Raw genomic sequence first — 25,852 nt, 5'->3', positions numbered from 1 at the left:
CCTCGAGTCCGAGCGCCTGGCAATCGCTTGCTTGACTCGATCGTCTCACTTGCTACACCAAACATCAGTAAATTAAGCAATTTACTAAAGTAAAGATTAGGATGACTACGATAAACGGAGCGACGCAATTGAGAGAAGAGGAGCTTGAAGGAGTTTCGGCGGAGGAACGCATTCGCTGGGCGGCAGAGCAGTTTGGCGACGAGCTGATCATGACCACGAGCTTCGGCACGCATTCCGCGGTGATGCTGCATCTGGTGACCTCTGTCTTGCCGGATATCCCGGTGGTCTTCATCGATACTGGCTACTTGTTTCCGGAGACCTATCGCTTCGCGGAGGATTTGCGGGAGCGATTGGATCTGAATCTAAAGAAATACCATTCGCTTCGCTCCGCAGCGGAGCAGGAGGCATTGTTTGGCAAGCTTTGGGAGAATGGCGAAGAGGGTCTCAAGCAGTACAACCTGATGAACAAGGTGGAGCCGATGAATCGAGCGGTGAAGGAGTTGGGAGCGAAGGCGTGGCTGGCGGGGTTGCGGCGGAGCCAAGGCGCCTCTCGTAGCGAACGGCAGATCGTGGAGAGTCAAAACCAGCTGACCAAGATCTACCCGATTCTCGACTGGGACAACCGGACCATGCACCAATACCTGACCAAGCACGAGTTGCCCTACCATCCCCTCTGGGACGAAGGCTACGTTTCGTTGGGCGACTGGCACAGCACCTCGAAATTGATGCCCGGCATGGCCGAGGAGGACACGCGCTTTGGAGGTCTCAAGCGAGAGTGCGGGTTGCATGAGCTCTCCGGACAGGCGGATTTCCAGATATAGCAGCCACGCGACACTTTTTTTGCGATGTGAGAGCCGGTTTCGACGCCCGTCGAAGCCGGCTTTTTGGTAGGAAACCGTTCCGAAATCGCCGACGCGAAACCGGGGAGCGGGCTTGTTTGCAACTCATTTTCGCCACGTTGCAAAAAAGAGTTGCGAGGTATTTGGCTCAATGAGTCGGCCGAGGCGGGTTCAAGGGCACAAGAAAGCCTGCTCCGAGGCCCCATCCCCAAAGCAGGCTATTCTTCTTATTCGCTATCGTCGCTCCTGAGGAGCGTTTCGAATCGCTTTTTATACCCCAATAAATTGCAGCATGTCCTGAGCGGATTTCCCCGAGGGTGTCAGTTTCTTGGTGTTCTCAGATCGTCGCGCTCGCGCGTCGGCCATGCTGGTTTAGCGTTGTCAGTTTTAAAATTCCAAAAGCGGTCCGCCTGGCTTAGTAGGCGCGCTTGCGTGTTTCCATCAGGCCCATCTCGAAGAGGGCTCCGGCGATTGTCAGTCCTGCGAGGACTCCTGCAGCTGCTGGCATTACCAGAGTTGCGGTCGCTGCTGTGATGGTGGTGGCGATTCCGATCGCCCGTAGTCGTGTTATGGTGGTTTCGTTCATCTTCATTTCTTTCTTCTTTCTTCTTTTCTTCCTTTTTCTTGTTCGTGGGTAGTATACGACATACGAGCTATATTCGGAAATACTTATAAAGTATATGAATCATAGGTTTAGCCTATGCTTTGAGCTCAGATACGGAAGGGAAGGAGAAGGAAAGCCCGTCGCGATTGCGACGAGCCGTGGAGGGGAGCGCGATCAGGCCTTGGTATCTGGGAGCGAGGTGAGTCCTGGCGAGCCAGCGCGGGCGCATGGGCTAGGGGGGCGCAGGGACGCGAAAAAGCCGCATCCTGCGAAAGGAGGCGGCTGATTAGTAAAGTCTATTGGGCTTGATCGGGCTTATGCCTTTTCCACCAGGCCGGCTTTGAGAGCCTTGACGCTGACCCAGATGCGCTTGATTTGTCCAGAAGCGAGACGAACGCGAACGCGCTGAAGGTTCGGACGGAACTTTCGCTTGGTGGTCTTGGTAACGTGGGTACCGATGCCGCCGCTCTTTTTGGTCTGACCCTTGCGGTGGATGATCGAGCCGGTTGTGGGACGTTTGCCTGTGATTGCGCAGATTCTAGCCATGTCGGAAATTGGTTGAGAAACGGGGAAGAAATGGAGCGGGACCCCGCTTGGCAAGGATGAAATGCGTTTTTTTCGTGGTCGCTTGGGATCGCGCTACGCTCGCGGAGTGGAGAGGCGTGTCGCGGAAAGGGCTTGGAATTTTTGTCCCATGAGCGAGGGGTGGGTGAGTTCCTTGAGCTTTCGACGGATAGGGTCGAGGCTGGAGCGCGAGGGATCGAAGACCTTTTGCAGGAAGCTCGGCGCTCGGCGAATGATGAAGGACTCTTGGCTCTGCAGCGAGAGGTCTACGAAGCCGGACTGCTTGAGGGCGCTCTCCAGATCGTCCCAGCAAATGTGGTGGGTGATGTCGATGCAGCCGGGCGATTGCAGGATGTCGGGAATAATCTGGTGGCGGAAGTAGCCTCGACAGCTGCCTTGGGGCGTGTCGTGTAGGAGGGATTGCCAGGTTTTTCCGTAGTCGAAGGCGATGAAGACTCCATCCCAGGGCTGGTTGACGATCGAACGTGCCAGGCTGTTGGCTCCGGTGGGAAGATCGATGGTGTAGCCTTCGGGACGCTGATCGGGCAGGGGGCGCAGGTAGGATGTGGCCTCGTCGCTGAGCGTCTCTCGCTGTTGCCAGCGAAGCTCGCGATCTTCGAATCTGAGACCGTATTCCTTCCAATCGCCAGAAGCGACCCTGACTTGGCGGAAGCTCTGGGCGTCGAAAAGCTCGTTGGAGAAAACCACTGCTGGCGAGGGAATCTCGATGGGTTGCCCGAATCCTATAGTGGCAAGGCTGCGAAAGGGATGCCCTTCCGGGCTAAGGAGCGAGCTGTCCGGTTCCGCTCCGATTTCCACCCAATGGGCGTCGGATGGGTCGATTTCTAGGGAGCGAAGGCGATCGCAGGCCGCCTCGATGATGATCTCGGCGAAAGCTGCTCGGAGGCTTACGGAAGTGTAAAAGTCGGACTGCGGGTTTCGTCCCACCCGCTGCCGCTCTTTTATATAGTATCCGTGCTGGGGGTGGTAGAGCGCGGTTTCGATGAAATCGGGCAGCTCGATGAAGCCGGCGGCGTTGGCCTGGGCGGCCAGGGCGTCGAGCAGTTCGGAAGAAGGCGTGGGAAGTTCAGTCATGAAAACGTGAGCGGGTGCAGCATTCGCGGCGTTGGCCCTGGGTCAAGCCGCTGATAGGGTCTTGAACGGGGTTGGGCCTCGTGAAAAAAGACCCGCTTGAGCGAACAAGCGGGTCCATCAAAGGTGCTGAGCTGCGGGCTGCCTCGACTACTACTTTCGCTTGCCTTTCAAGTTCCAGTCTTCGCCGTATTCGATTTCGCCCACCGGGGCGGCGGATACGACCTTGTCGCCTCGGGAGAGGGCGCTGGCGTCGAAGTCGACCGCTTGGGCGAACGAGAACTTTTCCTGGACCTTCACGATTTTCAGATTTCCCAGAGCGGTTTCCATGGCCCCCAGCGAGAGACCGGTATCCGGGTCGATGAATTCCTCGCCCTTGCTGATGGCTTGCAGGACCTGGCCGTTGTCCACCGCGTTTTCCCCGAGATTGATCACCACCTGGCCGTTGGGAGCGACTTGGATCACCGAGCCCTCGGTCGGTTCGAGACCGATCTGCTTGATCAGCTCGTAGATGCCTACATTGACGGCGACGATCATGGCCTTGCCGATTGGGGATTTCGAGAAATTGCTGAAGGCGCCGCCGGCGGCGCCGCTGCCCCCCCAGGCTCCGCCGCCGAAGCCAAGGCTCTTGGAGGAAGTCACCACGGTGACCTGCTTGGAGAAGGTCACCTCGCTGGTTTCCGCGTCGATAAGGCGAAAGGCCATCTGCACCATGGACTTGCTGCCGCCCACTCGCACGCCAGCGAGGGCTCCGCCGGTGAGGCCGCCCAGTCCGATGCTGTTTCCTTTGTAGTTCGGCTCGTAGGAGGTGACCACCGCTTTGATGAAGGTGTTCGCCCCGAGGACTTTTCCGACCTTGGCAGCTGAGGGCTGGGCCACGCGTCCGGAGGCGCCTAGGTCCTGCTCGTCGAGCAGGTTGCCGAGCACCTCGCGCTCCACGATGCGGAAGCGACCGGTGTTGTTGAGGATGTCGGTGATCATGGCGTCGATGCCGTTGACCGGGACCTGGTTGAAGTCGGCCGCCGAGTATTTGATGGTCTGCCCGTTTCCGTAGCTGATGGAATGGGTGGCGGTGGAAGAAGAGTTTTCGACCGGAAGCACGCCGATGCGCGTTTTCGGCCCTTCGTAGTCGCCGTACTGGACCTTGATCAGGTCCATCGGCTGGTTTTCGGCGATGGCGTCGAGGCTCTCCGGAAGGGGGATCAGGTCGCCCTTTATTTCGGCGTAAGCGAGGTAGTCGGCATAGGATGACGCTGCAGTCGCGCACGCGACCACCAGCGGGAGGAAGGCTTTTTTCATGAGCTGAGTTAGGATTAGGTGGTTGTTGTAACAGTTTGGGAGGGTTGGATCCAACCAAGGGTTATCTTCACCCACCTAAGGGTTCGCTTCAAACCTTATTTGCCGGGCCGAAGGCGGAGGGGGGGCGATTCAAGTAAGGGCCTGACCGCTATTTGGTTGCGCGTCGAGTCGAGAGGCGTAATGCAGTGGTCGAAATGCTGCTTGCCATCGAAAGTTCCTGCGACGAGTCGGCCCTCGCTCTGTTCGAGCCCGGCAGGGGCTTGGTGGGCGAATGGATCAGCAGCCAGGTGTCTTTGCATGCCGAATACGGCGGTGTGGTACCGGATCTCGCTAGCCGCGAGCATCTCAATAATTTCGGGCCATTGCTCAAGGAAGCTCGCTCGGCGAATGGATTTGATCGGATCGATGAAATCGCAGTGACTACCGGTCCGGGCCTTGCCGCTTGCTTGGCCATGGGCCTCTCGGTGGCCAAGGCGTTAGCGGTCGCGTGGCAGGTGCCGGTTTACGGAGTGAATCACCTTCGGGCCCACGCTCATTCGCCATTCCTTCCCGTTTACGAAACTGACCCTGAGGCGTTCGATGCCAATCTGGAGAAGGATTTGCTTCCGCATTTGTCGCTGGTCGTATCGGGAGGCAACACCTTGCTCGCTCGCATCGATACGGACCGCTCTTTGAAACTGTTGGGTTCGACCATTGATGATGCAGCCGGAGAGGCCCTCGATAAGGGCGCGAAGCTACTGGCCCTTGGCTATCCAGGCGGACCGAAGCTGGAAAAACTCGCTGCGGGCGGCGATGCCAAAGCCTATGGCTTTCCGCGGGCCTTGATGGATAAGAAACGCTTGGATTTCAGCTTTTCCGGATTGAAGACCAGTCTACGCTATCAGTTGGAGAAAATGGATACGCAGGCGGTGGAGCGAGAGCTGTCTCATCTCTGCTCCTCCTACCAAGAGGCAGTAGTTGATGCGTTGATACGGAAAACCGACATTGCGCTGAAGCGAGGCGGCTACAAAAGCATTGGCCTCTCGGGAGGCGTATCCAACAATGGAAATCTACGCCATCGATTCGAGCAGCTGGCGAAGCGTCGACAGGTAAAAAGCTTGCTCGCTCAGCGTTGCCACACTGGCGACAACGCCGGAATGATCGCCTTCAGTCACGTATTCGAGAAATCCCGACAAACGCGGGAGCTGGATGTGTATCCAGCATTGCAGATCGAGCAGCTCGGCTGATTTAGAACGCTTTTCGGCGAGAGGCTTCGCGAACTAGGTCAAGTAGCAGGTGAGCGGGGGATCGTTAATCTCCGACCGCCCGCCGACTACGGCTACCTGAAGGTGGCAGAATCAGGCCTATTCGCCTTGGTTAGACTCGGGCTGGGGCTCTTCTTTTTTGGCGACTTTTCTAGCCGCTTTCTTGGCGGCCTTCTTCGCCGCTTTTTTGGCAACTTTCTTGGCGGCCTTCTTCGCTGTTTTTCGGGCGGTTTTCTTGGCTGCCTTTTTGGCGGATTTCGGCTGTTCGGCCTCCGAATCAGGCGTCGAGGCGTCTGGCGCCTTGGGCTCTACAGCGGCGGCGGGCGTCGGTGACAGCTCGCGTTCGCCTTTCGAGGGCGTCGGGTCCGGTTGCTCGCTCGGCCTTCCTTGGTGGCGGGATTCGGATGAGGAGGAACCGTCGTCGTTCGGACGCTCGGAATCAGGTCGCTCCCCGCCGTCCTGGCGGTTGTCTCGATCGCGACCGCGTCCTCGGCCCCGTCGGCGACCGCGGCGACGACCGCGTCGCTGCTCGTTTCGCTCGTCGTCGCTATCATCGGAAGCTTGGTTGTCCTGATGCTCGTCGCTTTCGCTTGGCTGCTCTCCTTGTGGGGGTCTCTGTTTTTGACGAACCTCGCGCGGGGAGTCCTCGGCGGGAGCGACGCGGTTTTCCAGGTAGGTCTCGAGGGAGAAGTCGGGATCTCCGAAGGCCTTCACTAGTTTGGTGAAGGGGCGGAAGTAGGGGTTATGAACGTCGCCCAGCAGGCTGTAGAAAACCGTTTCCGAGGGTAGCACCTGGCAGCCGATGCGCTTGAGGGCGTCGAGAGCGGGTCCTTCGTCCTCCGCGCGGCGGGCTCCGAGGCAATCGCTGAAGAAAGTGGCGTCTACATCCTCGTCGGTGGCCTGCAGTCCGGTTTGGTAGACGCAGATTGGCGTTTCCAGTCCGATGATCAGCAGGTGGTAGATTTCCTTTTCGCGCAGGAAGCGGTCCATGCCGGCGGCTCCGAGGGCGGAGAAGGTGTGCTTGCCGAAGACCTTGGGGTTCTTGGCCAGCTTGTAGAGGCTGGAGTTGGTGCGTCCCAGCTTTTCGGGGACTTGTTCGGTGAATATGGTCTGGATGCGCAGGCAGCGGGCGGCCTCGATGGCGAATGCGGCGCGCTTGAGAAAGGCGTCCTTGTTGTGGAGGGTGTCGATGAAGACGTCTTGCGCGTCGAGAACGAGCAGGGCGACGGAGTCGAGGATTTCAGGGCGAACCTTGCGGTTGATTTGCATGCTGCGATGCTGGATTTGAGTTTTTTGGTCGGCTTAAGCCGCGAGAAGTGAGAAGCTTAAAGAGCAATCCGTGGAGGGAATCAATAAGAAGCCGGAGATTTTTCTAGCCAGCGGCTCTAGGGCTCAAATAGAGAATGGGCATGGATTGGCATATTAGCCCGGTGGCGAGGAAGTCCTATTTGAGCAATAGGGAGTTTGAGAAGGACGAGCGCGTGTCCAGCGCCTTGGTGAAGACCGAGGACGGCGAACTGCAGCGCGTGGACGTGGCCTTCGTCGAGCGCGACCAGGTGGAGTTGCCGGGCGAGGAGATCTGTCGCTGGACTCAGGTCTTCAAGCCGAAGCCGGACGATGGCAAGGAGGAGGCGGAAGCTCTCAAGCTGACCGCGGACAATCTGTTCATCAGCTTGTTCGAGGGGGAGGAGGAAGCGACGCTTTCGGAGGAGAACAGCGAGTTGAAGCACTTTTTGGCTTTGATGCTGGAGCGTCGGCGGGTGCTGCGAGTGAAGGCCCGAAACCGCAAGTATACCCGCTACGTGCACCGTCCCAGCAAGCGGGAGTTTCTAGTGCCGCAGGTCGCTCTGGAGCCGCAGTTCTTTTTCGAAAACGAGGAAAAGCTGTCGTTCATCATCGAAGGCGGCGACCTGGATTCTGGCGGCGATGACGACGCATCGGAAGAGGCGCCAGAGAAAAAGGACGAGTCGGCAGACTAGGCTTGGCGTTTTTCGATTGGGTCGCTGGGAAGCGCGGCTGAGCAGGGCTGGGTTTACACTAGTCGCGGCGGAACTCGCAGTGGCGGGGCGCTATCTGAGCGCCTCTAGAACCGCTTCGATCTCCCGAGCGAGACGTTGGCGGAGCGATTTCGGAAACTGCTGCGGCAGGCGGCGGAGGTCGGAGAACTGTTTGAGTATCTCGATCACGGAGTTTTCGCAACGCGCCTTGCGACTGAGAGTCTGCAGCTGGTCCTCCAGTTGGGCGAATCGGGCGAGGTAGGAGTCGACATCGGTCGAGGCGTCGCCGGGGCGCTGGCAACATCGGAAATGCTGCAGGCGTTGGGATCGGGCGAAGAGCAGCACCGCGCGGCTTGCGCGCTGGAAGCGCCGCACGAGTTGCCCGTCCGTGACGGCCGGTCGGCTTTCTGGTGTCAGGTGAGTGATCATGGAATGCTTGGTGTTGAGTGGATAACAAAAAACCCAAGGCTTGGCGGCCTTGGGCGGAAATCGTCAGGTAGATCGTTTGCTGCGTTCGTTAGCGCAATCGGTACGTGCCACCAGCCCAAGGCGTGTTCGCTTTGGTCATCATAATAATGGTGGTGGCGGTTTTTGCGATCATTTTGAGGGTCAATAGGCATCATCCGGGAGGTGGAGTCAAGTCGAGAGCCAGGGAGAGCGAGACAAGTTTCGACATCCGGGAGCTTGCGGTTCGCGTAGGATATCGGAGGCTGGGGCGGATCCGCGAAACGCCGCCGCGGTCCGAACGCATCCTGTGTACCGACGATTCTTCAAGCAAGTTGCCCCGCTGCTAGTCTCCCTGGCCATCGTGGGCGGACTGTCGCTGCTGGTGACCCAGTTTTCCAAGCAGGTCGGCAAGCCCTTCGAGCGGCTGGTGGTGGAAACCTTGCCGGAGATCCCGCCTTTGCACGGTTGGCCCGACTCGTTCGTGGAGCGGCTGGACGCGGCTCACTCGGGCTTGAGCGAAACGGGAGACGGGCAGGCGCGCGCTTTGGCGGAGCTGGCCTTTCTCTATTTCGCCAACGGATTCACGCGGGAGGCGGAGTCTTGTCTGCTCGGCTTGGAGGCTTATCAGCCGGAAAACGGGCGCTGGCCGTACCTGATCGCCGCCTTGCGGGACGACTATTCGGACACTCGCCGTCAGCTGCGCTATCTGGATCGAGCGTTGGCGCTCGATCCGACCATCGCGTATGCCCATCAGCGCCGCGGCGAGGCCTTGCTCCAGCTGGGGGAATGGGAGGCGGCGCGTCAGGCGTTTCAGTCGCGATTAGCCAGTTCGTCGGGAGACGCGTGGGCCATGGTCGGCTTGGCTGGAGCAGCTCTGGGCGAAGGACGTTTCGAGCTTGCGGAGCAGTGGTTGCTGCAAGCCCTGGAAGCGGAGCCAAGGGCGACGGCTCCATACGAGCTTCTAGGCGATTTGTATTTGGAAACTGGCGACATCGAAGCGGCTAAGCAGATTCGAGACCGTTTCGAGGCTTCGGTAGCCAGCTTGTCGCGAGGCTGGGACGATCAGCTCGAGTTTGTCGATTCCCACTGCTACGAGGCCCAGCGCTTGACTTCGCTCGCTCAACGCCATGCCCGGTGGGGGCACTTAGACCAGGCATCGACGCTGTTCGGGAAAGCGTTGCGACTGTATCCGGGATTTCCTGACGCGCTGCTCGGCTGGGCTGAAATGGTCTGGGGTGAGGAGGGCGCCGTCTCGGAAGCGGCCGCGGCCGCTCGAGAATTTCCCTACGCGGATCTCGTCACCGTTTGCGTAGACGAAGGACGGGGAGAGTTGGCGGAGCAGGCTTTGCTCCACTGGCGGAACCGGGCGAATGGAGGCATGGACGCCGAGCGTCAGTTGGCCCGGCTTCACCATTTGCTGGAAAACTGGGAGCAGGCGGAAGCGGCGTATCGGCGGGTCCTGCAAGCGCAGGAAGCGGGAAGCGACCCGTCGATCGCCAGCGACTACGGCCTGCTGCTGTTGCGGGTCCGCCCCGAGCAAGGGCGTGACTGGATGAGCGAGCTGCTCGAGTCGAGTCCGGAGCTGCTGGAGGCTCGGCTGGCCCTGGGATATTCGCTGCTGGACGCAGGCGCGTACGACAGGGCCCGGACCCATTTGGAGGCGGCGCTGGCCTTGGATCCGGACTATCCGGGACTGGCGGAGGACCTGCGAGCCATCCCAGCTCCCTAGCCTTGAAGAGGCCCGGGTTGGTTCGTTTTTGGAGCAAAGCCTCGCCGCCTTGGTCGTGCTGCTAGGTGCGGGGTTGAGGCGACGGAGAGAGGCTGCGGGTCCACGCCCCGCCCGACAAGGAGGCGTCGGCTCGATCTCACCGTGTTGTTGAAATACTCCGCTGCGTCCGGCGGGGAGGTTTATTTGAAGGGAACGGCCCTTTGGCAGAGCTGAAGCGGCAGACCGAAAGGGTCGCGCATCATGAGCAGCAGCGATCCATCGGCGGGCCTGACTTCCTGGAAGAGAGTGGCTCCGGCTGCTTCGAGCCGGGCCCGCTCGGCCACGGCGTCATCGACGGCGAGGGCCCAGTGAAAAACCAAGGGATCTTGCGCCCGGTAGTCAGGCACCGGCGCGGCGTCGTTGTGATAGATTTCCCAGACCACTCGTCCGCTGGCATCTTCGAGAAAGTGGGTGAAGGGAGCCTCCTCCAGCCTCCGGGCGATGCGCATGCCGCAATGGGCGACGTACCAGTCGGCGACGCGAGCCGGAGAGGGCACATTGATGGCGAAGTGTTCGAATCTCATGGTCTTGGATGATTGGGGTTGAAGGCGGCGGGAGGGCGGCTGGCGAATTCACTCCTTCAGCACCATGTCGATGCACATGACGGCGGCGATGATCAGTTTTCGCAGCGGATGATCCGCTTCCAGATCCGGACTGATTTCCAGGATGTAGTTGTCGGCGTTGGTGAAGAACTCCTTGCCGACGCCGGACCATTTCTTGGAGACGCGGGCGAACTCGATGCCCTCGCGCCCGAAGGAGAATTCCCAGCCGGTCCATTTTCCCTGCAGCGAGCAGAGCAAGCTGTTGTCGGCGCTCAGCACGTCGAACTTCCCGCCGATGGAGAGCATGCGCTGCTTGAAGCGGCCCAGCAGGTTGTTTTCGCCGTCGAGCACCTCCACTTCTGAGAGGAAGAACGAGACGCCGCGCTTGACTTGGATTAGCGTGGGTCCGTTCGGTTCGCGGATCTCGATGTGAAACGGCGTCATGCGCTTGTAGTCGGTGAAGCGCATCAGCTTGGTGAAGCCTCCGAGCTTTTCCTCACGACATTCCATGACCGGCAGGCCGGTGGCGGGATCGAGGATGTCGAAGTTGTTGGCGGCCTTGAAGAGGCCGACATGTTCCTTGACGAGGAATTGGTTGAGGGCGAGGGGAGGGGGCATGCGACCTATGCTTCGCGGTCGCCACTTCCGGAGCAATGAAATAAGGCGAAACGGATCCTCATTTGGATGAGGCTGCCGGGTGCGCTCAGGCCGCTCGGCCCGGCTGGGGCCATCCGCTTCGGCACTGGGAGGGGCTCGTTCGGCTGCTCACTGTAACATAACGGCGCCGATTGCGCGCCAAACCGCCGGCGGAACCCCTAGGGTTTTGGTCAAATGTTACGGAAAGGTTACGGCGAAGTTACATGTCCGTGACGCCGCCGCGAAACGCCAAAATCCCCTCGCATTCGGGATTTTTCAGAGTCAGTTGGCTAGGAGTGCGCAGGGTTCCGCCCGGCGCCTCCCCGTAACTCACAAGCCACTCATGAAACTTAATAAGCTTACTCAAACAGCTATTTTGTCTGGAGCGCTGTTTTCTGCTCCCTTCGCTCACCAGCTTCACGCTGGGGCCGATACTTCCGACATCCTAATCGACGTCCTCGTTCGCAAGGGCATCCTGACAGAGGAGGAAGCTCTCGAGATCCGCCAGGAGGTGGAAATGGTAGCAGCAGCGGCGGAAGCGGAAATCGTGGAAAACGCGGTCGCCGCCGCGACCCAGGAAGCCAAGGCCACCGTCGCTTCGGCCGCTCCGGCCAATGCGGTGCCCATGCCCAAGGCCTTGGACAATCTCAAGCTCTACGGAGACGCCCGTTTCCGTTTCCAGGGCGAGGACGTGGACGACAACGACACCCGACTGCGCTGGCGCTATCGGGCTCGCTTCGGGGCGGAGTACGGCTTTGCTGAAAGCCCGTTTTCGTTGGGCGTGCGGGTCGAATCGGGTTCCGCCAACGATTCCACCAACAACAATTTCGGCGGCTTCTTCGACAAGGTCGGCGACGAGCTCTTCCTCGGACTGGTGTACCTCAACTACGAAGGCGAGAACATGGAGATCAGCCTCGGCAAGCACAAGCATCCCTTCACTATCGACGGCGCCTTCTGGGATGGCGACATCAACCCCGAAGGCATTTCCGAGTCCTTCGACTTCGGTTCCTGGAAGCTCAACCTCGGCCAGTACATCATCGACGAGGAGCGCGAGGACAAGGCGGGCTCCGGCGACGACGATTTCCTTTTCGCGGCCCAGGCGGAGTGGAGCAATGGCGAAGGCTTGACCGTGGCTCCTATCTTCTTCGCCACCACTGACGGCGAGTCCTACGTCTCCGAGAGCGCCACCTTCAAGGGCGAAAACGCCATCAAGTACTTCCGCAACTTCCATGTTCTGGCGGTACCGGTGGAGTATTCCTTCAAGGGCGAAAACGGAATCGGCCAGAAGCTCTACGGCACCGTCGGAATGAACTTCTCGGCGGACGACGCGGTGGCGGATGTGGACTCTCCGTTCTACAGCGCCAACGCTGGCGACGAAGACACCTTCTTCAACTTCGGCTATCAGTACGGCAGCGCCAAGAAGGCCGGAACCTGGCAGGCGGGATTGGAATACCGTCACATCGAAGGCGCCTCGTTCACTCCAAATCTGACCGACTCGGATTTCGGCAAGAACAGCATGAACCACGCGGGCTTCGTTCTCAGCTACAAGTACGCCGTGACGGACTTCTTCACCGCTGGCCTGACCTACATGGACAGCGACACCATTGACGACGCCTACGATGCCGCTGTCGTGGCCAAGGACGACGTCAAGCTCCTGCAGATCGACGCTGCGGTTAAGTTCTAACAATCAACTGTTTATCGATAGAAATCCTCGTACGATCAGCGATTCGAAAGGGGGGCGTCCGCCCCTTGGCCGTAACCGAAAAGTGACAATTAAGCGCTTGGCTCGGAATGGCCTTGGTCAAGAATTCCCCTTAGATTCGGACGACTGTTCATCCGGAAAAGACATACTAGACCTATGAAAGCAATTAGCGCATCCCGCATCGCAAAGAAAACCGCTCTGTTGGCCCTCAGTCTTGGCTTCGTCAGCTTGGCCGCTGCCGCTGAGAAGATCGTAATCAAGGGCTCGGACACTCTCGGAGCCAAGATGGTCCCGCAGCTGGCCGAGGAGTTCAAGGCCATCAAGTCCAAGGATGGCGTGGAAGTCATTTTCGAAATCGCCGCCGAAGGGTCCTCCACTGGCGTGGCCGCGGTCATCGACGGCACTGCCGATCTCGGCATGTCCTCTCGCGAGGCCAAGAAGACCGAAGAGTCCAAGGCCATGCTCAAGGGCGTCAAGATGGTGCCCATCGAAGTGGCCAAGGACGGCATCGCCATCATCGTCAACGAGGCCAATCCCATGGACCAGATCTCCTCGCGCGAAGTGGAGAAGATCTTCACCGGCGACGTGCAGGACTGGAGCGCCATCAACGGCAAGTCCGGCGACATCTCCATCTACACCCGCAACACCTCCTCAGGCACCTACGCGGTCTTCCAGCAGATGGCTCTCAAGAAGCGCGACTACGCAGCTTCGTCGCAGAAGATGGCCGGCAACGAGCAGATTGCTTCCGAAGTGGCCAAGAACCCCAACGGCATCGGCTACGTCGGTCTCGCCTACCTGGGCACTCCGGGCATCAAGACCCTTCCCGTTGACGGCGTCACGCCGGAGAAGGCGTCCTATCCCTTCGCTCGTCCGCTTTACTTCTACAAGGACGGCAAGAAGGAGCTTCGTCCCATCGTGCAGGAGTTCATCGACTTCTGCCTCAGCCCTGAAGGCCAGAAGATCGTGAAGGACGTTCACTTCATCTCCATCCTCTAGCCCGTAGAGATTTCGCGATACTTTCGAGAGGCGTTCTCGGTTTTTACTTGGGAACGCCTCTTCCCGTTCTTACGAAGCCGTTACGATTTTTTTAAACGATTGCCCTCGCCCGATGGCTTGCGCAGCAATGCGGACCCGTGAGCGAGACTATTGACGCATGAGCCAAGAAGACGAAAACCGCTATAACCTGCACTCGAAGCAGAGACGATTCCTCGGCCTGGACAAGGATCAGGCCTTGAAGGGGCTCTTCGGCGGAAACGCCCTGGTGTCTATCGTGGTGCTGGCGCTGATCACGTTTTTCCTCTTCAAGGAGGGAGTCGGGTTTTTCGGGCAATACCGCACCAGCCTGGAGCTCTATCGCAAGTCCGGTCTGGAGTACGTGGAGATCATGAGTCAGGAGCAGGAGGCTCTGACGCAGCTCAACCGCTACCTGAATTCCATTCGGGCCGACCACTCCTCCATGCTGAGCGAGCAGGGCATGGAGTTTTCCGAGATCAAGTCGGAGCTCAACGCCTACGCGGACTTCATCTACGAGTTCGAGGATCTCGGTCTGCCGCTGCGCACCCAGGTGATGGAGCTCACCGAGCTGGCCATCGAAGCGCGAAACATGTACCAGGAGTCGCTTCACTTGGCCGAGCACAAGGAGAACCTCCTGGAGCTCGGACGCACCGAGGACGCCGCCGAAGTGGAGGTGCAGGACATCGATCTGAGTTTGATCGTGGGCATGCTGCGCGACGAAGCGGGACGCTTCGAGGAGATCAACGAGAACCTTGAAAGCGGCATCGAGCAGGCGCTCGAGAATCTGCCCACCATCGGGGTGCCGGCGCTCGACCGAAAGATGAAGCGCTTCGCCGAGCTGGCCCGCATGTTCATCGCGGAGATGCCTGACTACGAAGCCAAGCTGGCCAACTGGGATAGCGACGAGCCGGTCGGCATGTTCCGAGCCTTCACCGCCTTCGTTTTCGGGGAAAACTGGACCACCAACAGCTCCATTCAGGACTGGTACGGCTTGTGGCCGCTGTTTTCCGGTTCGCTTCTGGTGGCATTCATCGCCATGCTCATCGCGGTACCTCTGGGCGTGGGAGCCGCCATCTACGTGAACCAGGTCGCCAAGCCGGTGGAGCAGAACCTCATCAAGCCGTACATCGAGTTCATCTCCGCCATCCCTTCCGTGGTGATCGGTTTCTTCGGTATCGCCATCTTTGGGCAATTCCTGCGGGAGACCTCCCACATGGAGATCTTCGCCTGGCTCGACTTCATGCCGCTCAGCGAGCGTTTGACCGCCTTCACCGCGGGCTGCCTGCTGGCTTTGATGGCCATTCCCACCATTTTCACTCTGGCGGAAGACGCCATCAACAACGTGCCGAAGTCCTTCAAGGAAGCGTCTCTGGCCATGGGAGCCACCCGGTTGCAGACCACCTGGCGCATCATCGTGCCGACCTCGCTCTCCGGGATCATTTCCGCGGTGCTGCTGGGCTTCGGTCGCGTGATCGGCGAGACCATGGTGGTCCTGCTCTGCGCCGGCAACCGCATCGAGATCCCGGACTTCACCCAAGGCTTGGGAGCGTTTTTCCAGCCGGTGCACACCATGACCGGCATCATCGCCCAGGAGCTAGGGGAGGTGGTCAATGGCAGCATCCACTACCGGGCCCTTTTCATGGTGGGCATGACCCTCTTCATCATCTCCCTGGCCATCAACTACATGGCTCAGAAGATCGTGCTCAAGTATCAGATTTCCCGAGGCTAGATTCAGATGAGTTCCGTAGCAACCCTCCCAGAAGAACCCGCCAAGGAAACCTATACCGGTTTTCACGCTCGCCCGACCAAGGCCAAGACCGCCGAAAAGCTGGTCTTCTGGGGCTTCCGCGCGGGCACCTATTTCATCCTGTTCTGCGCGTCGATCATCTTTCTGACTATCATCTTCAAAGGCAGTCAAACGGTGTTCCAGACCTCCTATCCCTTCGTCAACGTGGAGTTTCTGACCGAGGCCCCGCAGACCCTGCACGTCTTCGAGTATCAGGGCCAGCAGTACGAGATGAGCGACAACGAATTCCGAGCCTTCGAAAACGAGCAGGGAGTCGAGATCTCCACCACCACCTACGCCTACTCCGGCGGCGGCATCTGGCCCTGCATCGTTGGCACCTTCCTGCTGGTGATGGGGTCCATGGCCATCGCTCTGACCTTGGGCGTGCTCAGCGCCATCTTTTTGAGCGAATACTCCAGTCCGGGGCGAACGCTTAACGTGGTGCGCCTATCGATCCTGAACCTCGCGGGGGTGCCCTCCATCGTGTTCGGCATTTTCGGGGTGGGCATGTTCGTGCTGGCCTTTGGCTGGGAAACGTCGCTGCTCGCAGGATGGTTCACCCTGGCCTTCATGGTCTTGCCCATCGTCATCTCGGCGAGCGAGGAGTCGCTGCGAGCGATTCCGCAAGGGCTGCGCGAGGCGTCGCTGGCTTTGGGAGCCAGCAAGTGGACCACCATTCGCACCAACGTGCTGCCCTACGCCATGCCAGGCATCTTGACCTCCTCGATCATCGGGGTGGCCCGAGTGGCGGGCGAGACGGCCCCTATCATGTTCACCGCGGCCTACGCCATGCGCGACCAGCTTCCATGGGAAGGCCTCGAGCGCTGGAGCGACTTCTTCTTCCAAGGCGTCATGGCCTTGCCTTATCACATTTACGTGGTCAGTTCCAAGATTCCCCAGAACGAGTATACCGAGCGGATGCAGTACGGCACCGCCTTCGTTTTCCTCGCTTTGGTGGCGTCGATCGCCCTCGCATCCATCATCCTCAGAATCCGCATGCGGAATAAATATCGCTGGTAATGTCTATGGTAACCGACAAGCTCGTCCGTAACAAAACACATAAGACCTCCAAGTCTATGTCATCCGCTTCCTCTGAAACATCGCGTCCCCTCATCCGCATCTCGGACTTCGACTTCTACTATGGCGAAAAGCAGGCGCTTTTCGACATCAACATGGACATGAAGGAGCATGAGGTGACGGCGTTCATCGGACCGTCCGGTTGCGGCAAGAGCACCCTGTTGCGTTGCATCAACCGCATGAACGATCTGGTCGAGGTGGCCCGCATCGGACGCGGCAAGATCGAGGTGCATGGAGCCGACATCTACGACCAGCGCGTGGATACCATCGAACTGCGCAAGAAGGTCGGAATGGTGTTTCAGAAGTCCAATCCCTTTCCCAAGTCGATCTACGAAAACGTGGTCTACGGTCTGCGTATCCAAGGAATCAATAAGAAGTCCCGCCTCGACGAGACCGTGGAACGCTGCCTGAAAGGAGCCGCCCTCTGGGACGAGGTGAAGGACAGACTGGATACCAGCGGACTGAGCCTTTCGGGCGGACAGCAGCAGCGCCTCTGCATCGCTCGGGCCTTGGCGGTCGAGCCGGACATCCTCCTGATGGACGAGCCATGTTCGGCTCTCGATCCGGTGGCCACGGCCAAGGTGGAGGAGTTGATCCACTCGCTCAAGGACCAGTACACCATCGTGATCGTGACCCACAACATGCAGCAGGCGGCCCGCGTTTCGGACAAGACCGCGTTCTTCTATCTCGGAAAACTGATCGAAATGGCGCCGACCGATGAGATCTTCATGAGCCCGAAGAACGAGCAGACCGAAGCCTACATTTCGGGGCGTTTTGGCTAAGATCGTCCGGGACTGCTTTTGTTTTGACCGCAGCTGGGGCATCTCCTAGCTTCCGTGCCCAATCCAGCAGGACCTGCCCTGAGCATTTACCTAGGGGTCCACTAGCCGTATGAAGCGTTATTTTCACGAAGAGCTCGAAGCCGTTCGATCCCACTTGATGGTGATGGGCGAACGCGCGATCGCCAACGTCAACCTGGCTATGCGAGCCATGCTCGAGTCGGACCTCGCTCTGACGCAGGAGGTGAAGGACGCCGATGATCGTATCGACGAAATCGAGACGCAGATCGACGACGAGGTGGCACGTTACATCAGTCTTCGCGCCCCGGTCGCTCGCGACTTGCGCCTGCTTTTCGTGGCGATCAAAGCCAGCCACGATCTCGAGCGCGTCGGCGACGAAGCCACCAGCATGGCCAAGCGCACGGCGAGGATCCTGAAGAAGGGCGGCTCCATCGACGACCTCGGCAAGCTGCCGCGCATGTGCGAGCTGGCGGTGAGCATGCTGCACGATGCCTTGCACTGCTTCATCGACGAGGATTCCAATCGCGCTTATCCCATTTGCGAGCGCGACAAGGAAGTGGACTTTCTCAACCGCTTCAACTTCCAGCATTTCGTGGACAGCGTGAAGAGCGACCCTTCGCAGGTGGAGGCGTTCACTGAGTTGGTCTTCATCTCCAAATCCCTGGAGCGCGTCGCCGACCATGCTCAGAACATCGCGGAGGAAGTTTATTATCTGCTCACTGCGAAGTCCTTGCGCAAGGAGCTGAATAAGAAGTAGAGCAGGCGATCGCCGGCTCCCTTGATCGAACGGGCCGGGCGAGAATACTTGCCTTTCGCAGGAAGACCGAGCCAATGTATGGCCTTCTTGCGTCCCAACGACAACCCCGACCCGAAGGCTTTCCGATGTTTCGTATTCGTTTTTCATACAGTGTTCTCGCGTTCGCTGCCGCGATCAACCTCTGCGCCCAGGATGGGCAGCAGAGCGAGGCCGTTTCACCGGAACCGGCGACAGAGAGCATTTCGCTCATCGACCAGCTGCGCTTCGCCTTGGACGACGTGGAGGCGAATGGCGAGAGCCTCGAGAAGCTGGAAGCGATCGGGGATATGTATTTGAAGATTGGAGACGTTCAACGAGCGATCTTCGTCTTCAACCGCGCCATCGAGACCTTCGGCGGTACGGAGGAGCTTTTTCTCAAGGTTGCCCGCGTGCTCGCTGCGGCGGAGCGGCCGGAGCTTAGCATCGAAATGCTAAAGATCGGCTCGGAGGCGTTTCCGGATTCGCTGGATCTGATGGAGGAGCTTGGTCGGGTCTATATCGCTCGGGGGAAAACCTATGCCGCCATTTCCATCCTGAAGCGAGCCATCGAAACGCACCCGGAGGAGCATGGTCCGGTCTTCTTCTTGGCGGACGCCTACCGCACGCAGGAGAAGTTGGAGCAAGCCGACGCCCTGATTTCTACTCTTATCGAAAAGGATACGGATCTGGTGGAAGCGTATTTGCTGAAAACCGATTTGCTGCTAACCAACCGGGAAGGGAAAGAAGCCTTGGACCTCATGGAGTCGGTCTACGAAAAGCATCCAGACAATGCGCAGGTGGAGCGCATGATGGTGCACACGTATCAGTTTTTCGCATACTTGAAGGCGGAGGGTGGCGAATTGGACCGTGCTGTGCAGTCGCTGCAGAAAGCCCATCAGCTCGATCCGGAAAACGGTGAGATCCTAGCGGGGATCGCCACCATGCGGTATGAGCTTGGTGAATACGAAGCATCGGAAGCTGCTTTCAGAACGTTGTTGGAGACCAACCCGGATTCGCTCAACGCCTATGGTCTCTACGCATCCTTTCTCGCCACGCAGGACCGAGCGGAAGAAGCGAGGGCCATCTACCGTCAAGGCTACGAAAAGGCCTTGGAGCTAGGCGACGAAACGCTGGCTCGCCGATACAAGGGCAAGATGCAAGAGGGGGAAACGGCTGCCACGGCGCCTTAGGCCCTGCTTCGAGCGGTTTTCCCTATCCCGTCGAGGAGCATCAGCATCCCGGCGCTGCGCTAGCGTCCCTTTCCGGAGACTTCGAAACCGGTGATCTGCTGGTCCAGGTCCCTGCTATCGGATTTGAATACGATGCGAAACTGTCCGGAGAGCTCGCGGTTTTCCGGATTGTGAAAGTTGAACTCGTAGCGCCAGAGCGATCGTTTCCCTTTGGTCTCCCGCTCGCTCGGATCACCCATGACAGATTCGATTTCCTTGAGGCTGGGCAGAGGCACGTCGACCAGCGCGTCGCGCGACATCTTGGCGGTGGCGCTGCGTCTGAGCTTGTTGATGCGGGCTTTGCCCATGCTTTTGAAAAGCTCCACGATGAAGTCTTTGGGTATGGCGGAGAGCAGCTCGGGGTCGAAGTCGATGCGGGTCAGCAAGTGGTCCTCGAAGGTGGTCCGGAAAAGGATATCGAAAGGCTCCGCCCCCGATTCCGCCGGCAGCTCCTTTTCGAAAACCCAGTGCCAGACCTCCCCGGATGGGGATCCGGGCAGGGCTTGCTTGAGCGTGGGTTCGGACTCGGTGATGAAGATGAAATCCTCGTCCCTGAGCGCCGGCTCGAGGAAGATGAGAGCCAGTCCGTGGGAGCGGTCCACCTGCACGTATTGCTCGAACTCCTTGAGGTGGCCTTTGAAGCGAAGCAGTCGCAGGTAGACGCAGCCGGACACCGCGACCAGCACGGTGGCGAGAACCAGCAGTTTGGCGATGGCGCGGTAGGGGGAAGTCGTCGGCGTTGTGGGCATTGGCTGGCAGGCGCGGGGAGAAAACGGGGATCTCGAGGGTCTGGCTAAAGCGGTTTTAAGGCAAGACTCTATCGGATTGGGCTTTCAGGCGATTCTTTGACTGTTCAGCGAATCATATGTTGCGTGGTCGTCGCCCATCACTAGGAAACTATTTCAGCCACTACCCCGTACTATCCGATACCATGAGCGCATACTCCCTTCTCGCACTCGTCTCCCTCGCGTATTTCCTTCAAGATGCTCCCCGGGTCATGGCTCAGGAGGAGGGTCGCCCGATCTGGGAGGAGGAGGCCATGCTGATCTACAGCGACAGCTCGGCGGAGTTCACTCGCCTCCGCACCTTCGGCAGGAGCAACAAGCGCCTCGGAGCCTACACCGAAGCCCTGGACGTGCTGCACGGCAAGATCGAGCTGGAGGGCGGGGAGGAGCCGTACCGCTACGCCCAAAGCCTTTTTCGCAGCCTGGTGGCTGAAAACGACTCCGACGCCATCGGTTTGGCTTCGCTCTACTACCTGGCTCGGATCGCTCAGTCCAATCCGATCGAGCAGGACATGACCGTGGCCAAGCAGCTGTACTACGATCTCTACCTGCCGAACAAGGACCGCTTCTTCGGGCAGATGGCGTTCATCAAGTACGCGACTATGGAAATCTACGACGAGCAGGGCGAAGAGCCCGACGTGGCCCGGCGGCTGAGCGAGCTGGAACGCATGGCGGCGAGCCTGAGCTTGCCGGAGATCCGCCGAAACTTCCACCGCATCGCCGGCGAAGCCTACGTGCATTTCGATCTCGATGCTCGAGCGGCCTTTGAGCATTTGGAAACGGCCTACGAAATGGGTCTGCCGGTGGAGTCGATCCGTATCGAGGTGCTCGAATTGCTGGCCGAGCTCGGCGAGCAGGTAGGCGAGCCAAGGCGGGCCTTGCAGGCCTACAACGAACTGCTGCTGATCGATCCGCGTCACGAAAGGGCGGAGCACTTTCGCTCGCGGGCGCGAGAGCTTCGTCGGACCTTGGCGGTGGCAGGAGGCAAATAAGTTTCCCGTCAGAGAGCTCTCGGGCTTGAGATCTGAGGCAGGCTTTTACAAAAGCAGCCTATGCCAGACCAGTCTCCTTCCAACGAGTCAGATCTTCTCGCCATCAAGTCCCGCTTCGTGCGCGGGAGAAACGTGCTCTACGCCCGGGCTAACTTCAGCCAGCTCTACGTGGACTACTATCTCCACCTCAAGGACAACCGCATCGAGCTGGAGCCTTCGCACGATCAGCGGCTCAAGACCGCTCTGGCTCTCTTCAGCCTGCATTGCATTTCCCATCCGAGAAACGACGTGCTTGCTTGGACGGTGAACTTTCAGGATCCCTTGCTGAACGTCTTCCTGGGGGGCGATACCGGCACGGGCCAGGTGGTGGGCCGCATCTACACCGAAAACGTGAAACCCGCCGAGGAGAACGCGTTCTATCAGGACATCGTGCGTCGCGGCCGCGATCCGCACCGTTCGGTGGTGGGGTTTCAAGGCGGCGACATGATTCAGGCGGTGGAGACCTTTTACGCGTTCAGCGAGCAGCGTCCGGCCCGGTTTTTCGAGATCGAACCGGATGACTACGCCATCGTGGCGGCTCATCCGGACTACGACGTGGACTGGTTCAAGGGGCTCACGATGGAGCAGGTGAGGAGCTTGGAGGAGGACGAGGAGGTGGTCGATTTGGAGACGCGCTTCGTTCGCTGGAGCTGCGGCTGCAACCAGGAGCGCATCCTCAAGACCCTGGCCCCAGTGTTTCTCAGCGATGCGGAGGAGCTGTTTCTCGGCGAAGAGCTGATCGAAGTGAACTGCCCGCGCTGCGCCGGCAAGTATCGGATTTCCCGCGAGCTGCTCGAGGCCTACGTGGCGGATCACTGAGAGCCTTCGCTTCGGCGCTTTACAGTTGGAGCGGACGCGATTTGCTGGGGGCTATGCCGAAGAAATCCGCCCGAAAGTCCGCCAAGACCACCGCGTCGCCGCTGCTGTTTGCAGATACGCAAAAAAGCGCCGACCAGCTCTACATCGGAGGCTTCGGCGTGCCGGATGCGTTTCTCTCCTTCAGCAAGGGTCGCAAATGGTACGCGGTTCTCAACCAGCTCGAATACGCCCGGGCTCTGAAGGAATCCAAGTTCGACGTGGTGCTGCCGCTCGAAATCTACCTCGAGATGGCTCGGGAGCAGTTTCAGCGGGCCAAGGTGGGATATGCCGAGGTGGTCTTCGTGATCGCCAAGGAGTTCGAAATCGCCGCCTTCAAGGTGCCAAGCGACTTCCCCAGCGGTCTCGCGTTCAAGCTTCTGGAACTTGGCTTGGAGATCAACGTGGTGGATGGCTCCTTGTTTCCGAAGCGGGAAACCAAGACGGATCAGGAGCTGGCATTCATCGAAGAGGGAAACCGCTGCAGCGCCGCGGGCATTCGAGCCGCGGAGAAAGCCCTGCGCAGGAGCGTGGTGAAGAAGGGCAAACTCTACCTCGACGGCAAGCTGCTCAGCTCGGAGCGTCTCAGGAGCCTCATCGAAATCGCCTGCTTGGAAGCGGGATCGATCTCCAGCGATACCATAGCGGCTGGCGGCGACCAGGCCTGCGATCCGCACTGCGTCGGCACGGGGCCCTTGCGGGCCAACGAGCTGATCATCGTGGACGTTTTCCCTCGAGTTTCGAAAACGGGCTATCACGGCGACATGACGCGCACCTTTCTCAAGGGGAAGGCTTCCGACGCCCAAAAGGGGATCGTGGAAGCGGTCTTCGAAGCGCAGCAGAGCGCGATCGGGCGCGTCAAGACCGGAGTGAATGGGAAAACGGTGCACGGCCACGTGGTGGAAACGTTCGCCAAACTGGGCTTTGAAACTCGCCGGGGACAGTCCGGGGCGGAAGGTTTCATCCACGGAACGGGTCACGGGCTGGGCTTGGAGGTGCACGAAGCTCCACGCGTTTCCATCGTGTCTCAAAAGCTCAAGCGCAACGCGGTGATCACGGTCGAGCCAGGCCTGTACTACCCGGGCATCGGCGGCTGTCGCATCGAGGATGTGGTAGCTGTGAAGGACGAGGGACCCGAACTCCTCAGCTCCTATCACTACCGCTGGCAGCTTCGATAGAACCGATGCCGGAGCTAGCGGAAGTCGCCTTTCACGCCTCCAAATGGAAGGCGGCGGTCGGGCAGCGGTTTCGCCTCGACTGGATCTCGCCTAAGGCGCGTTGCTGCCGTCATTGCGATGCGGATACGCTGCGATCAGCCTTGGACGACTCTGTCTTGAAAGCTGGATACACGCATGGCAAGCGAATGCTATTCTCCTTCGGAGATCGATCGTATCTTGAGATCCACCTTGGAATGACCGGGTCGCTGCGTCGCGAGAACCTCGACTATGAGCGAGTCAAGCATGATCACCTGGTCTTGCGGGGCGAGCGGACGCTGCTGGTTTTTCAGGATTCTCGACAGTTCGGAAAAGTGGCCTTTCACCGGACCGAGGGCGATCTGCCTGCTTGGTGGCGCGAGCTTCCTCCCCAGCCGCACGACGAGCAGTTCACTCCGGAACGATTCGAGGAGATCCTGTCTCGCTCGCCCCGCAGCGTGCTGAAAGCTTTCCTGCTCAAGCAGGAGTACTTTCCTGGAGTTGGGAATTGGATGGCGGACGAGATCCTTTGGCAGGCTCGTGTCCGACCTTCGCGGAAGGTTGAGAGCTTGTCGAAGAAGGAAAGCGATGCCCTCTTCGAGAAGCTACGCTTTGTATGCGCGGAAGCGATACGGACGATTGGGGGTGACTACAGCGATCCGCCGGAGACCTGGCTCTTCCAGCATCGTTGGAAGGATGGAGGCGACTGCCCGGCGACCGGAAAGCCGCTCGTTCGGGAAACAATAGGCGGGCGCACGACCTGTTGGTCCCCCGCTTGGCAGCGCTGAGCCGGCGCCTGCGACGCGCGGCGAAGGGCCCCGAGGGGTGCCTCCGTTTACGGGGCGAGCCGCTCGATGCTCCACGTCCCGTCCTCTCGCCTGGAGTAGAAGATGCGGTCGTGGATGCGGTTTTTGCCGCCCAGCCAGAACTCGATGGTTTTCGGCTTCACGCGATAGCCGCCCCAGAAGGACGGCAGCGGCACTTCGCCGTTTTTGAACTTGCGCTTCATCTCCTCCAGCTTGGCGAGCAGCAGGGAGCGCGAGGATACGACGGAGCTTTGCTGGGAGACCCAGGCTCCGAGGCGACTGCCAAACGGGCGGCTGGAAAAGTATTTCAAGGACTCGCTGTTGGAGACCCGCTCCACCTCCCCATTGATGATCACCTGTCGCTCCAGCTGTATCCAGGGGAAGAGTACGGATGCCTTTGGATTGTTGGCGAGCTGTTTGCCTTTGCGGCTGTCGTAGTTGGTGTAGAATACGAAACCGCGATCGTCGTAGGCCTTTAGGAGCACGGTGCGGAGCCAAGGCTGGGCGTGCTCGTCCACCGTGGCGAGGCTCATAGCGTTGGGCTCGGTTATTTTTTGCGACACCGCATAGTCGAACCAGATGCGAAACTGCTCCACCGGATTGGGATGGACTGATTCCTTGGTCAGGATGTCGTGGCCGTATTCTTCTCTAAAGTCGCTGAGATCTGGCATGAACTGAGAGCTTTAGCGGCTGGCCGCGGGCTGGCAAACGCAATTGCGGCCTTCGGTCGAATCAGTGGTTTTCGATTCGAAAGTCCGGCTCGAGCGTTCGCGGATCGATCGCGACGCCACCTTCGCGAGCGGAAGCGAAGAGAGCGAGGGCCATGCGCAGCGCTTCAGTGGCGTTGCGCATGGAAAAGAGCGGCTCCTCGCCGGTCTTCGCGCAATGAACCAGCTCGCCGACCATGTCGCGCCCGTAGGACGGGCCCCAGTCGAAGCTTGGCTGCTCGAAGAGTTCCTTGAATCCGCTGTAGTTGGTGCTCGGGGCAGGTCGGTAGACTTTGGCGATGTCGTTGCCGATCAAAATGCGGGCGTCGTCGAAGATCAGGTCGAACTGAAAGATGTAGTACTTCTTTCGATACGCGGAAACGAACACCTGGGTACCGGAGCTCATGGCGAACTCCCCGCTGCCTCCCTGGTCGACGATTTCCTTTGATTGGCCTGCTGCGTTCTCAAGAACGCCTCTGGCCTGCAACGCTTCGCCACACCAGTAGCGAATGACGTCGAAGGCATGGGTCCCGGTGTGGATCAGCTGATGGGTCATGTGGCAGGTTACGCTTTGCAGCCTGCCGAAGTCGCCTTGGTCGATCAGCGACTTGATCTTGCGATAGGGAGCTCTGCCTCGTCGCGGATAGTCGACCACTCCGACCGCTTGGCGCTGATGCAGGAGTCTCGCGATCGCATCCGCTTCCTGGAGGCTGCAACCGAGGGACTTCTCAAGCCAGAGGCCTTTCGCTCCCGCTTCCAGAGCAGCTTGGGCCATTTCCAGACGTTCGGTGGCGTAGGCGCACACGCTGACGATGTCGAGCCGTTCCGAACGGAGCATGTCGTAAAAATTTGAATACAGGTGGTCCGATTCGATTTTCCAGTCGTCGCCGAACGTGGCAAGCGCCGCCGGATCTATATCGCAGCCGCTGACCAGTTCCACTTCCTTGGAGAGGGCGTACGAACCGGCGTGCGACGATCCGGGTGGCCGGAGCGGGTCCTTTTCGAGAGAGGATCCGATGCGTCCGGTGCCGATGATGCCGGCGCGAAGCATGGGAGAAAA

The 25,852-nt window shown here is 59.4% G+C and carries 26 protein-coding genes; 15 read left to right on the top strand and 11 right to left on the bottom strand.

The window, feature by feature from the left end:
• Positions 1 to 101: 101 nt before the first annotated feature.
• Positions 102 to 821 (top strand): phosphoadenosine phosphosulfate reductase, encoded by a 720-nt coding sequence (cysH, locus tag QEH54_RS13035; RefSeq protein WP_309019124.1) that lies wholly within the window; start codon positions 102 to 104, stop codon positions 819 to 821.
• A 433-nt stretch (positions 822 to 1,254) separates the two neighbouring features.
• Here the strand turns inward: cysH and QEH54_RS13030 are convergent, their stop codons facing one another.
• From QEH54_RS13030 to QEH54_RS13015, 4 genes are all read right to left on the bottom strand, one after another.
• The gene (locus QEH54_RS13030; RefSeq protein WP_309019123.1) at positions 1,255 to 1,431 is read right to left on the bottom strand and encodes a hypothetical protein; all 177 of its coding nucleotides are present in this window, start codon (positions 1,429 to 1,431) and stop codon (positions 1,255 to 1,257) included.
• A gap of 327 nt (positions 1,432 to 1,758) precedes the next feature.
• The gene (gene rpmB / locus QEH54_RS13025) at positions 1,759 to 1,989 is read right to left on the bottom strand and encodes a 50S ribosomal protein L28 (protein ID WP_309019122.1); all 231 of its coding nucleotides are present in this window, start codon (positions 1,987 to 1,989) and stop codon (positions 1,759 to 1,761) included.
• Between the two features lie 93 nt (positions 1,990 to 2,082).
• The gene (locus QEH54_RS13020; RefSeq protein WP_309019121.1) at positions 2,083 to 3,102 is read right to left on the bottom strand and encodes an SAM-dependent methyltransferase; all 1,020 of its coding nucleotides are present in this window, start codon (positions 3,100 to 3,102) and stop codon (positions 2,083 to 2,085) included.
• A 150-nt stretch (positions 3,103 to 3,252) separates the two neighbouring features.
• Complete coding sequence (locus QEH54_RS13015; protein WP_309019120.1) at positions 3,253 to 4,398, bottom strand: CsgG/HfaB family protein; 1,146 nt, start codon at positions 4,396 to 4,398, stop codon at positions 3,253 to 3,255.
• A 194-nt stretch (positions 4,399 to 4,592) separates the two neighbouring features.
• On the opposite strand from QEH54_RS13015, the gene tsaD reads away from it, so the two are divergent.
• Positions 4,593 to 5,624 (top strand): tRNA (adenosine(37)-N6)-threonylcarbamoyltransferase complex transferase subunit TsaD, encoded by a 1,032-nt coding sequence (gene tsaD / locus QEH54_RS13010; RefSeq protein WP_309019119.1) that lies wholly within the window; start codon positions 4,593 to 4,595, stop codon positions 5,622 to 5,624.
• Positions 5,625 to 5,741: 117 nt separating this feature from the next.
• On the opposite strand, the gene QEH54_RS13005 is transcribed toward tsaD, so the two are convergent.
• Positions 5,742 to 6,911, bottom strand: coding sequence for an isochorismatase family protein (locus QEH54_RS13005; RefSeq protein WP_309019118.1), 1,170 nt, complete (start codon positions 6,909 to 6,911; stop codon positions 5,742 to 5,744).
• A 140-nt stretch (positions 6,912 to 7,051) separates the two neighbouring features.
• On the opposite strand from QEH54_RS13005, the gene QEH54_RS13000 reads away from it, so the two are divergent.
• Positions 7,052 to 7,621: a hypothetical protein gene (locus tag QEH54_RS13000; RefSeq protein ID WP_309019117.1), complete on the top strand. Its 570-nt coding sequence runs from the start codon at positions 7,052 to 7,054 to the stop codon at positions 7,619 to 7,621.
• A gap of 90 nt (positions 7,622 to 7,711) precedes the next feature.
• On the opposite strand, the gene QEH54_RS12995 is transcribed toward QEH54_RS13000, so the two are convergent.
• Positions 7,712 to 8,068: a hypothetical protein gene (locus QEH54_RS12995; protein ID WP_309019116.1), complete on the bottom strand. Its 357-nt coding sequence runs from the start codon at positions 8,066 to 8,068 to the stop codon at positions 7,712 to 7,714.
• Positions 8,069 to 8,393: 325 nt separating this feature from the next.
• Between QEH54_RS12995 and QEH54_RS12990 the strand changes: the two genes are divergently transcribed.
• On the top strand, positions 8,394 to 9,815 hold the full coding sequence (locus QEH54_RS12990) for a tetratricopeptide repeat protein (protein ID WP_309019115.1): 1,422 nt from the start codon (positions 8,394 to 8,396) through the stop codon (positions 9,813 to 9,815).
• A 179-nt stretch (positions 9,816 to 9,994) separates the two neighbouring features.
• Here QEH54_RS12990 and QEH54_RS12985 read toward each other — a convergent pair whose 3' ends face one another.
• Both QEH54_RS12985 and QEH54_RS12980 read right to left on the bottom strand, forming a co-directional pair.
• Positions 9,995 to 10,378 (bottom strand): VOC family protein, encoded by a 384-nt coding sequence (locus QEH54_RS12985; RefSeq protein WP_309019114.1) that lies wholly within the window; start codon positions 10,376 to 10,378, stop codon positions 9,995 to 9,997.
• Between the two features lie 48 nt (positions 10,379 to 10,426).
• Positions 10,427 to 11,014, bottom strand: a complete 588-nt coding sequence (locus QEH54_RS12980; RefSeq protein WP_309019113.1) for a phospholipid scramblase-related protein — start codon at positions 11,012 to 11,014, stop codon at positions 10,427 to 10,429.
• 361 nt (positions 11,015 to 11,375) lie between these two features.
• On the opposite strand from QEH54_RS12980, the gene QEH54_RS12975 reads away from it, so the two are divergent.
• The 7 genes from QEH54_RS12975 (at position 11,376) to QEH54_RS12945 (ending at position 19,376) form a co-directional block, all read left to right on the top strand.
• Positions 11,376 to 12,716, top strand: a complete 1,341-nt coding sequence (locus QEH54_RS12975) for a putative porin (protein ID WP_309019112.1) — start codon at positions 11,376 to 11,378, stop codon at positions 12,714 to 12,716.
• Positions 12,717 to 12,890: 174 nt separating this feature from the next.
• Entirely contained in the window at positions 12,891 to 13,730 is an 840-nt protein-coding gene (locus tag QEH54_RS12970; RefSeq protein ID WP_309019111.1) for a phosphate ABC transporter substrate-binding protein, read from the top strand.
• 157 nt (positions 13,731 to 13,887) lie between these two features.
• Entirely contained in the window at positions 13,888 to 15,477 is a 1,590-nt protein-coding gene (pstC, locus tag QEH54_RS12965) for a phosphate ABC transporter permease subunit PstC (RefSeq protein ID WP_309019110.1), read from the top strand.
• Positions 15,478 to 15,483: 6 nt separating this feature from the next.
• The gene (pstA, locus tag QEH54_RS12960; RefSeq protein ID WP_309019109.1) at positions 15,484 to 16,554 is read left to right on the top strand and encodes a phosphate ABC transporter permease PstA; all 1,071 of its coding nucleotides are present in this window, start codon (positions 15,484 to 15,486) and stop codon (positions 16,552 to 16,554) included.
• 56 nt (positions 16,555 to 16,610) lie between these two features.
• A complete protein-coding gene (pstB, locus tag QEH54_RS12955) occupies positions 16,611 to 17,393 on the top strand; it encodes a phosphate ABC transporter ATP-binding protein PstB (RefSeq protein ID WP_309019108.1) in 783 nt (260 codons plus the stop codon).
• 109 nt (positions 17,394 to 17,502) lie between these two features.
• On the top strand, positions 17,503 to 18,168 hold the full coding sequence (gene phoU / locus QEH54_RS12950) for a phosphate signaling complex protein PhoU (protein ID WP_309019107.1): 666 nt from the start codon (positions 17,503 to 17,505) through the stop codon (positions 18,166 to 18,168).
• A gap of 125 nt (positions 18,169 to 18,293) precedes the next feature.
• Positions 18,294 to 19,376 carry a tetratricopeptide repeat protein gene (locus QEH54_RS12945; protein ID WP_309019106.1) on the top strand — a complete coding sequence of 361 codons (1,083 nt, stop codon included), beginning with the start codon at positions 18,294 to 18,296 and terminating at the stop codon, positions 19,374 to 19,376.
• 59 nt (positions 19,377 to 19,435) lie between these two features.
• On the opposite strand, the gene QEH54_RS12940 is transcribed toward QEH54_RS12945, so the two are convergent.
• Complete coding sequence (locus QEH54_RS12940) at positions 19,436 to 20,164, bottom strand: hypothetical protein (protein ID WP_309019105.1); 729 nt, start codon at positions 20,162 to 20,164, stop codon at positions 19,436 to 19,438.
• Positions 20,165 to 20,346: 182 nt separating this feature from the next.
• On the opposite strand from QEH54_RS12940, the gene QEH54_RS12935 reads away from it, so the two are divergent.
• From QEH54_RS12935 to QEH54_RS12920, 4 genes are read left to right on the top strand one after another with little or no spacing between them, the layout of a single operon-like run.
• Complete coding sequence (locus QEH54_RS12935; protein ID WP_309019104.1) at positions 20,347 to 21,192, top strand: hypothetical protein; 846 nt, start codon at positions 20,347 to 20,349, stop codon at positions 21,190 to 21,192.
• 60 nt (positions 21,193 to 21,252) lie between these two features.
• Entirely contained in the window at positions 21,253 to 22,050 is a 798-nt protein-coding gene (locus tag QEH54_RS12930; RefSeq protein ID WP_309019103.1) for an Hsp33 family molecular chaperone HslO, read from the top strand.
• A gap of 53 nt (positions 22,051 to 22,103) precedes the next feature.
• Complete coding sequence (locus QEH54_RS12925) at positions 22,104 to 23,264, top strand: Xaa-Pro peptidase family protein (protein ID WP_309019102.1); 1,161 nt, start codon at positions 22,104 to 22,106, stop codon at positions 23,262 to 23,264.
• Positions 23,265 to 23,269: 5 nt separating this feature from the next.
• A complete protein-coding gene (locus QEH54_RS12920) occupies positions 23,270 to 24,067 on the top strand; it encodes a DNA-formamidopyrimidine glycosylase family protein (RefSeq protein ID WP_309019101.1) in 798 nt (265 codons plus the stop codon).
• A 47-nt stretch (positions 24,068 to 24,114) separates the two neighbouring features.
• Here the strand turns inward: QEH54_RS12920 and pdxH are convergent, their stop codons facing one another.
• Together pdxH and QEH54_RS12910 are read right to left on the bottom strand one after the other, a co-directional pair.
• Positions 24,115 to 24,756 (bottom strand): pyridoxamine 5'-phosphate oxidase, encoded by a 642-nt coding sequence (pdxH, locus tag QEH54_RS12915; RefSeq protein WP_309019100.1) that lies wholly within the window; start codon positions 24,754 to 24,756, stop codon positions 24,115 to 24,117.
• A 61-nt stretch (positions 24,757 to 24,817) separates the two neighbouring features.
• Complete coding sequence (locus tag QEH54_RS12910) at positions 24,818 to 25,843, bottom strand: Gfo/Idh/MocA family oxidoreductase (RefSeq protein WP_309019099.1); 1,026 nt, start codon at positions 25,841 to 25,843, stop codon at positions 24,818 to 24,820.
• Positions 25,844 to 25,852 lie beyond the last annotated feature (9 nt).

Origin of the sequence: Pelagicoccus sp. SDUM812003 (genome assembly GCF_031127815.1) — a bacterium.
Classification (GTDB): Bacteria; Verrucomicrobiota; Verrucomicrobiia; order Opitutales; family Opitutaceae; genus Pelagicoccus.
This window is presented reverse-complemented; position numbering and strand designations above follow the sequence as displayed.

What these genes read in the sequence shown, in the direction of transcription:
- QEH54_RS12935 (WP_309019104.1), top strand. Translation starts at nt 20,347, where the DNA reads ATGAGCGCATACTCCCTTCTCGCACTCGTCTCCCTCGCGTATTTCCTT.
- pstB (WP_309019108.1), top strand. Translation starts at nt 16,611, where the DNA reads ATGTCATCCGCTTCCTCTGAAACATCGCGTCCCCTCATCCGCATCTCG.
- QEH54_RS12985 (WP_309019114.1), bottom strand. Translation starts at nt 10,378, where the DNA reads ATGAGATTCGAACACTTCGCCATCAATGTGCCCTCTCCGGCTCGCGTC.
- QEH54_RS12920 (WP_309019101.1), top strand. Translation starts at nt 23,270, where the DNA reads ATGCCGGAGCTAGCGGAAGTCGCCTTTCACGCCTCCAAATGGAAGGCG.
- QEH54_RS13015 (WP_309019120.1), bottom strand. Translation starts at nt 4,398, where the DNA reads ATGAAAAAAGCCTTCCTCCCGCTGGTGGTCGCGTGCGCGACTGCAGCG.
- QEH54_RS13020 (WP_309019121.1), bottom strand. Translation starts at nt 3,102, where the DNA reads ATGACTGAACTTCCCACGCCTTCTTCCGAACTGCTCGACGCCCTGGCC.
- QEH54_RS12980 (WP_309019113.1), bottom strand. Translation starts at nt 11,014, where the DNA reads ATGCCCCCTCCCCTCGCCCTCAACCAATTCCTCGTCAAGGAACATGTC.
- QEH54_RS12945 (WP_309019106.1), top strand. Translation starts at nt 18,294, where the DNA reads ATGTTTCGTATTCGTTTTTCATACAGTGTTCTCGCGTTCGCTGCCGCG.
- QEH54_RS12995 (WP_309019116.1), bottom strand. Translation starts at nt 8,068, where the DNA reads ATGATCACTCACCTGACACCAGAAAGCCGACCGGCCGTCACGGACGGG.
- pstC (WP_309019110.1), top strand. Translation starts at nt 13,888, where the DNA reads ATGAGCCAAGAAGACGAAAACCGCTATAACCTGCACTCGAAGCAGAGA.
- QEH54_RS12930 (WP_309019103.1), top strand. Translation starts at nt 21,253, where the DNA reads ATGCCAGACCAGTCTCCTTCCAACGAGTCAGATCTTCTCGCCATCAAG.
- QEH54_RS12910 (WP_309019099.1), bottom strand. Translation starts at nt 25,843, where the DNA reads ATGCTTCGCGCCGGCATCATCGGCACCGGACGCATCGGATCCTCTCTC.
- QEH54_RS13000 (WP_309019117.1), top strand. Translation starts at nt 7,052, where the DNA reads ATGGATTGGCATATTAGCCCGGTGGCGAGGAAGTCCTATTTGAGCAAT.
- rpmB (WP_309019122.1), bottom strand. Translation starts at nt 1,989, where the DNA reads ATGGCTAGAATCTGCGCAATCACAGGCAAACGTCCCACAACCGGCTCG.
- QEH54_RS13005 (WP_309019118.1), bottom strand. Translation starts at nt 6,911, where the DNA reads ATGCAAATCAACCGCAAGGTTCGCCCTGAAATCCTCGACTCCGTCGCC.
- pstA (WP_309019109.1), top strand. Translation starts at nt 15,484, where the DNA reads ATGAGTTCCGTAGCAACCCTCCCAGAAGAACCCGCCAAGGAAACCTAT.
- QEH54_RS12975 (WP_309019112.1), top strand. Translation starts at nt 11,376, where the DNA reads ATGAAACTTAATAAGCTTACTCAAACAGCTATTTTGTCTGGAGCGCTG.
- QEH54_RS12970 (WP_309019111.1), top strand. Translation starts at nt 12,891, where the DNA reads ATGAAAGCAATTAGCGCATCCCGCATCGCAAAGAAAACCGCTCTGTTG.
- tsaD (WP_309019119.1), top strand. Translation starts at nt 4,593, where the DNA reads ATGCTGCTTGCCATCGAAAGTTCCTGCGACGAGTCGGCCCTCGCTCTG.
- QEH54_RS12925 (WP_309019102.1), top strand. Translation starts at nt 22,104, where the DNA reads ATGCCGAAGAAATCCGCCCGAAAGTCCGCCAAGACCACCGCGTCGCCG.
- QEH54_RS13030 (WP_309019123.1), bottom strand. Translation starts at nt 1,431, where the DNA reads ATGAAGATGAACGAAACCACCATAACACGACTACGGGCGATCGGAATC.
- cysH (WP_309019124.1), top strand. Translation starts at nt 102, where the DNA reads ATGACTACGATAAACGGAGCGACGCAATTGAGAGAAGAGGAGCTTGAA.
- QEH54_RS12940 (WP_309019105.1), bottom strand. Translation starts at nt 20,164, where the DNA reads ATGCCCACAACGCCGACGACTTCCCCCTACCGCGCCATCGCCAAACTG.
- phoU (WP_309019107.1), top strand. Translation starts at nt 17,503, where the DNA reads ATGAAGCGTTATTTTCACGAAGAGCTCGAAGCCGTTCGATCCCACTTG.
- pdxH (WP_309019100.1), bottom strand. Translation starts at nt 24,756, where the DNA reads ATGCCAGATCTCAGCGACTTTAGAGAAGAATACGGCCACGACATCCTG.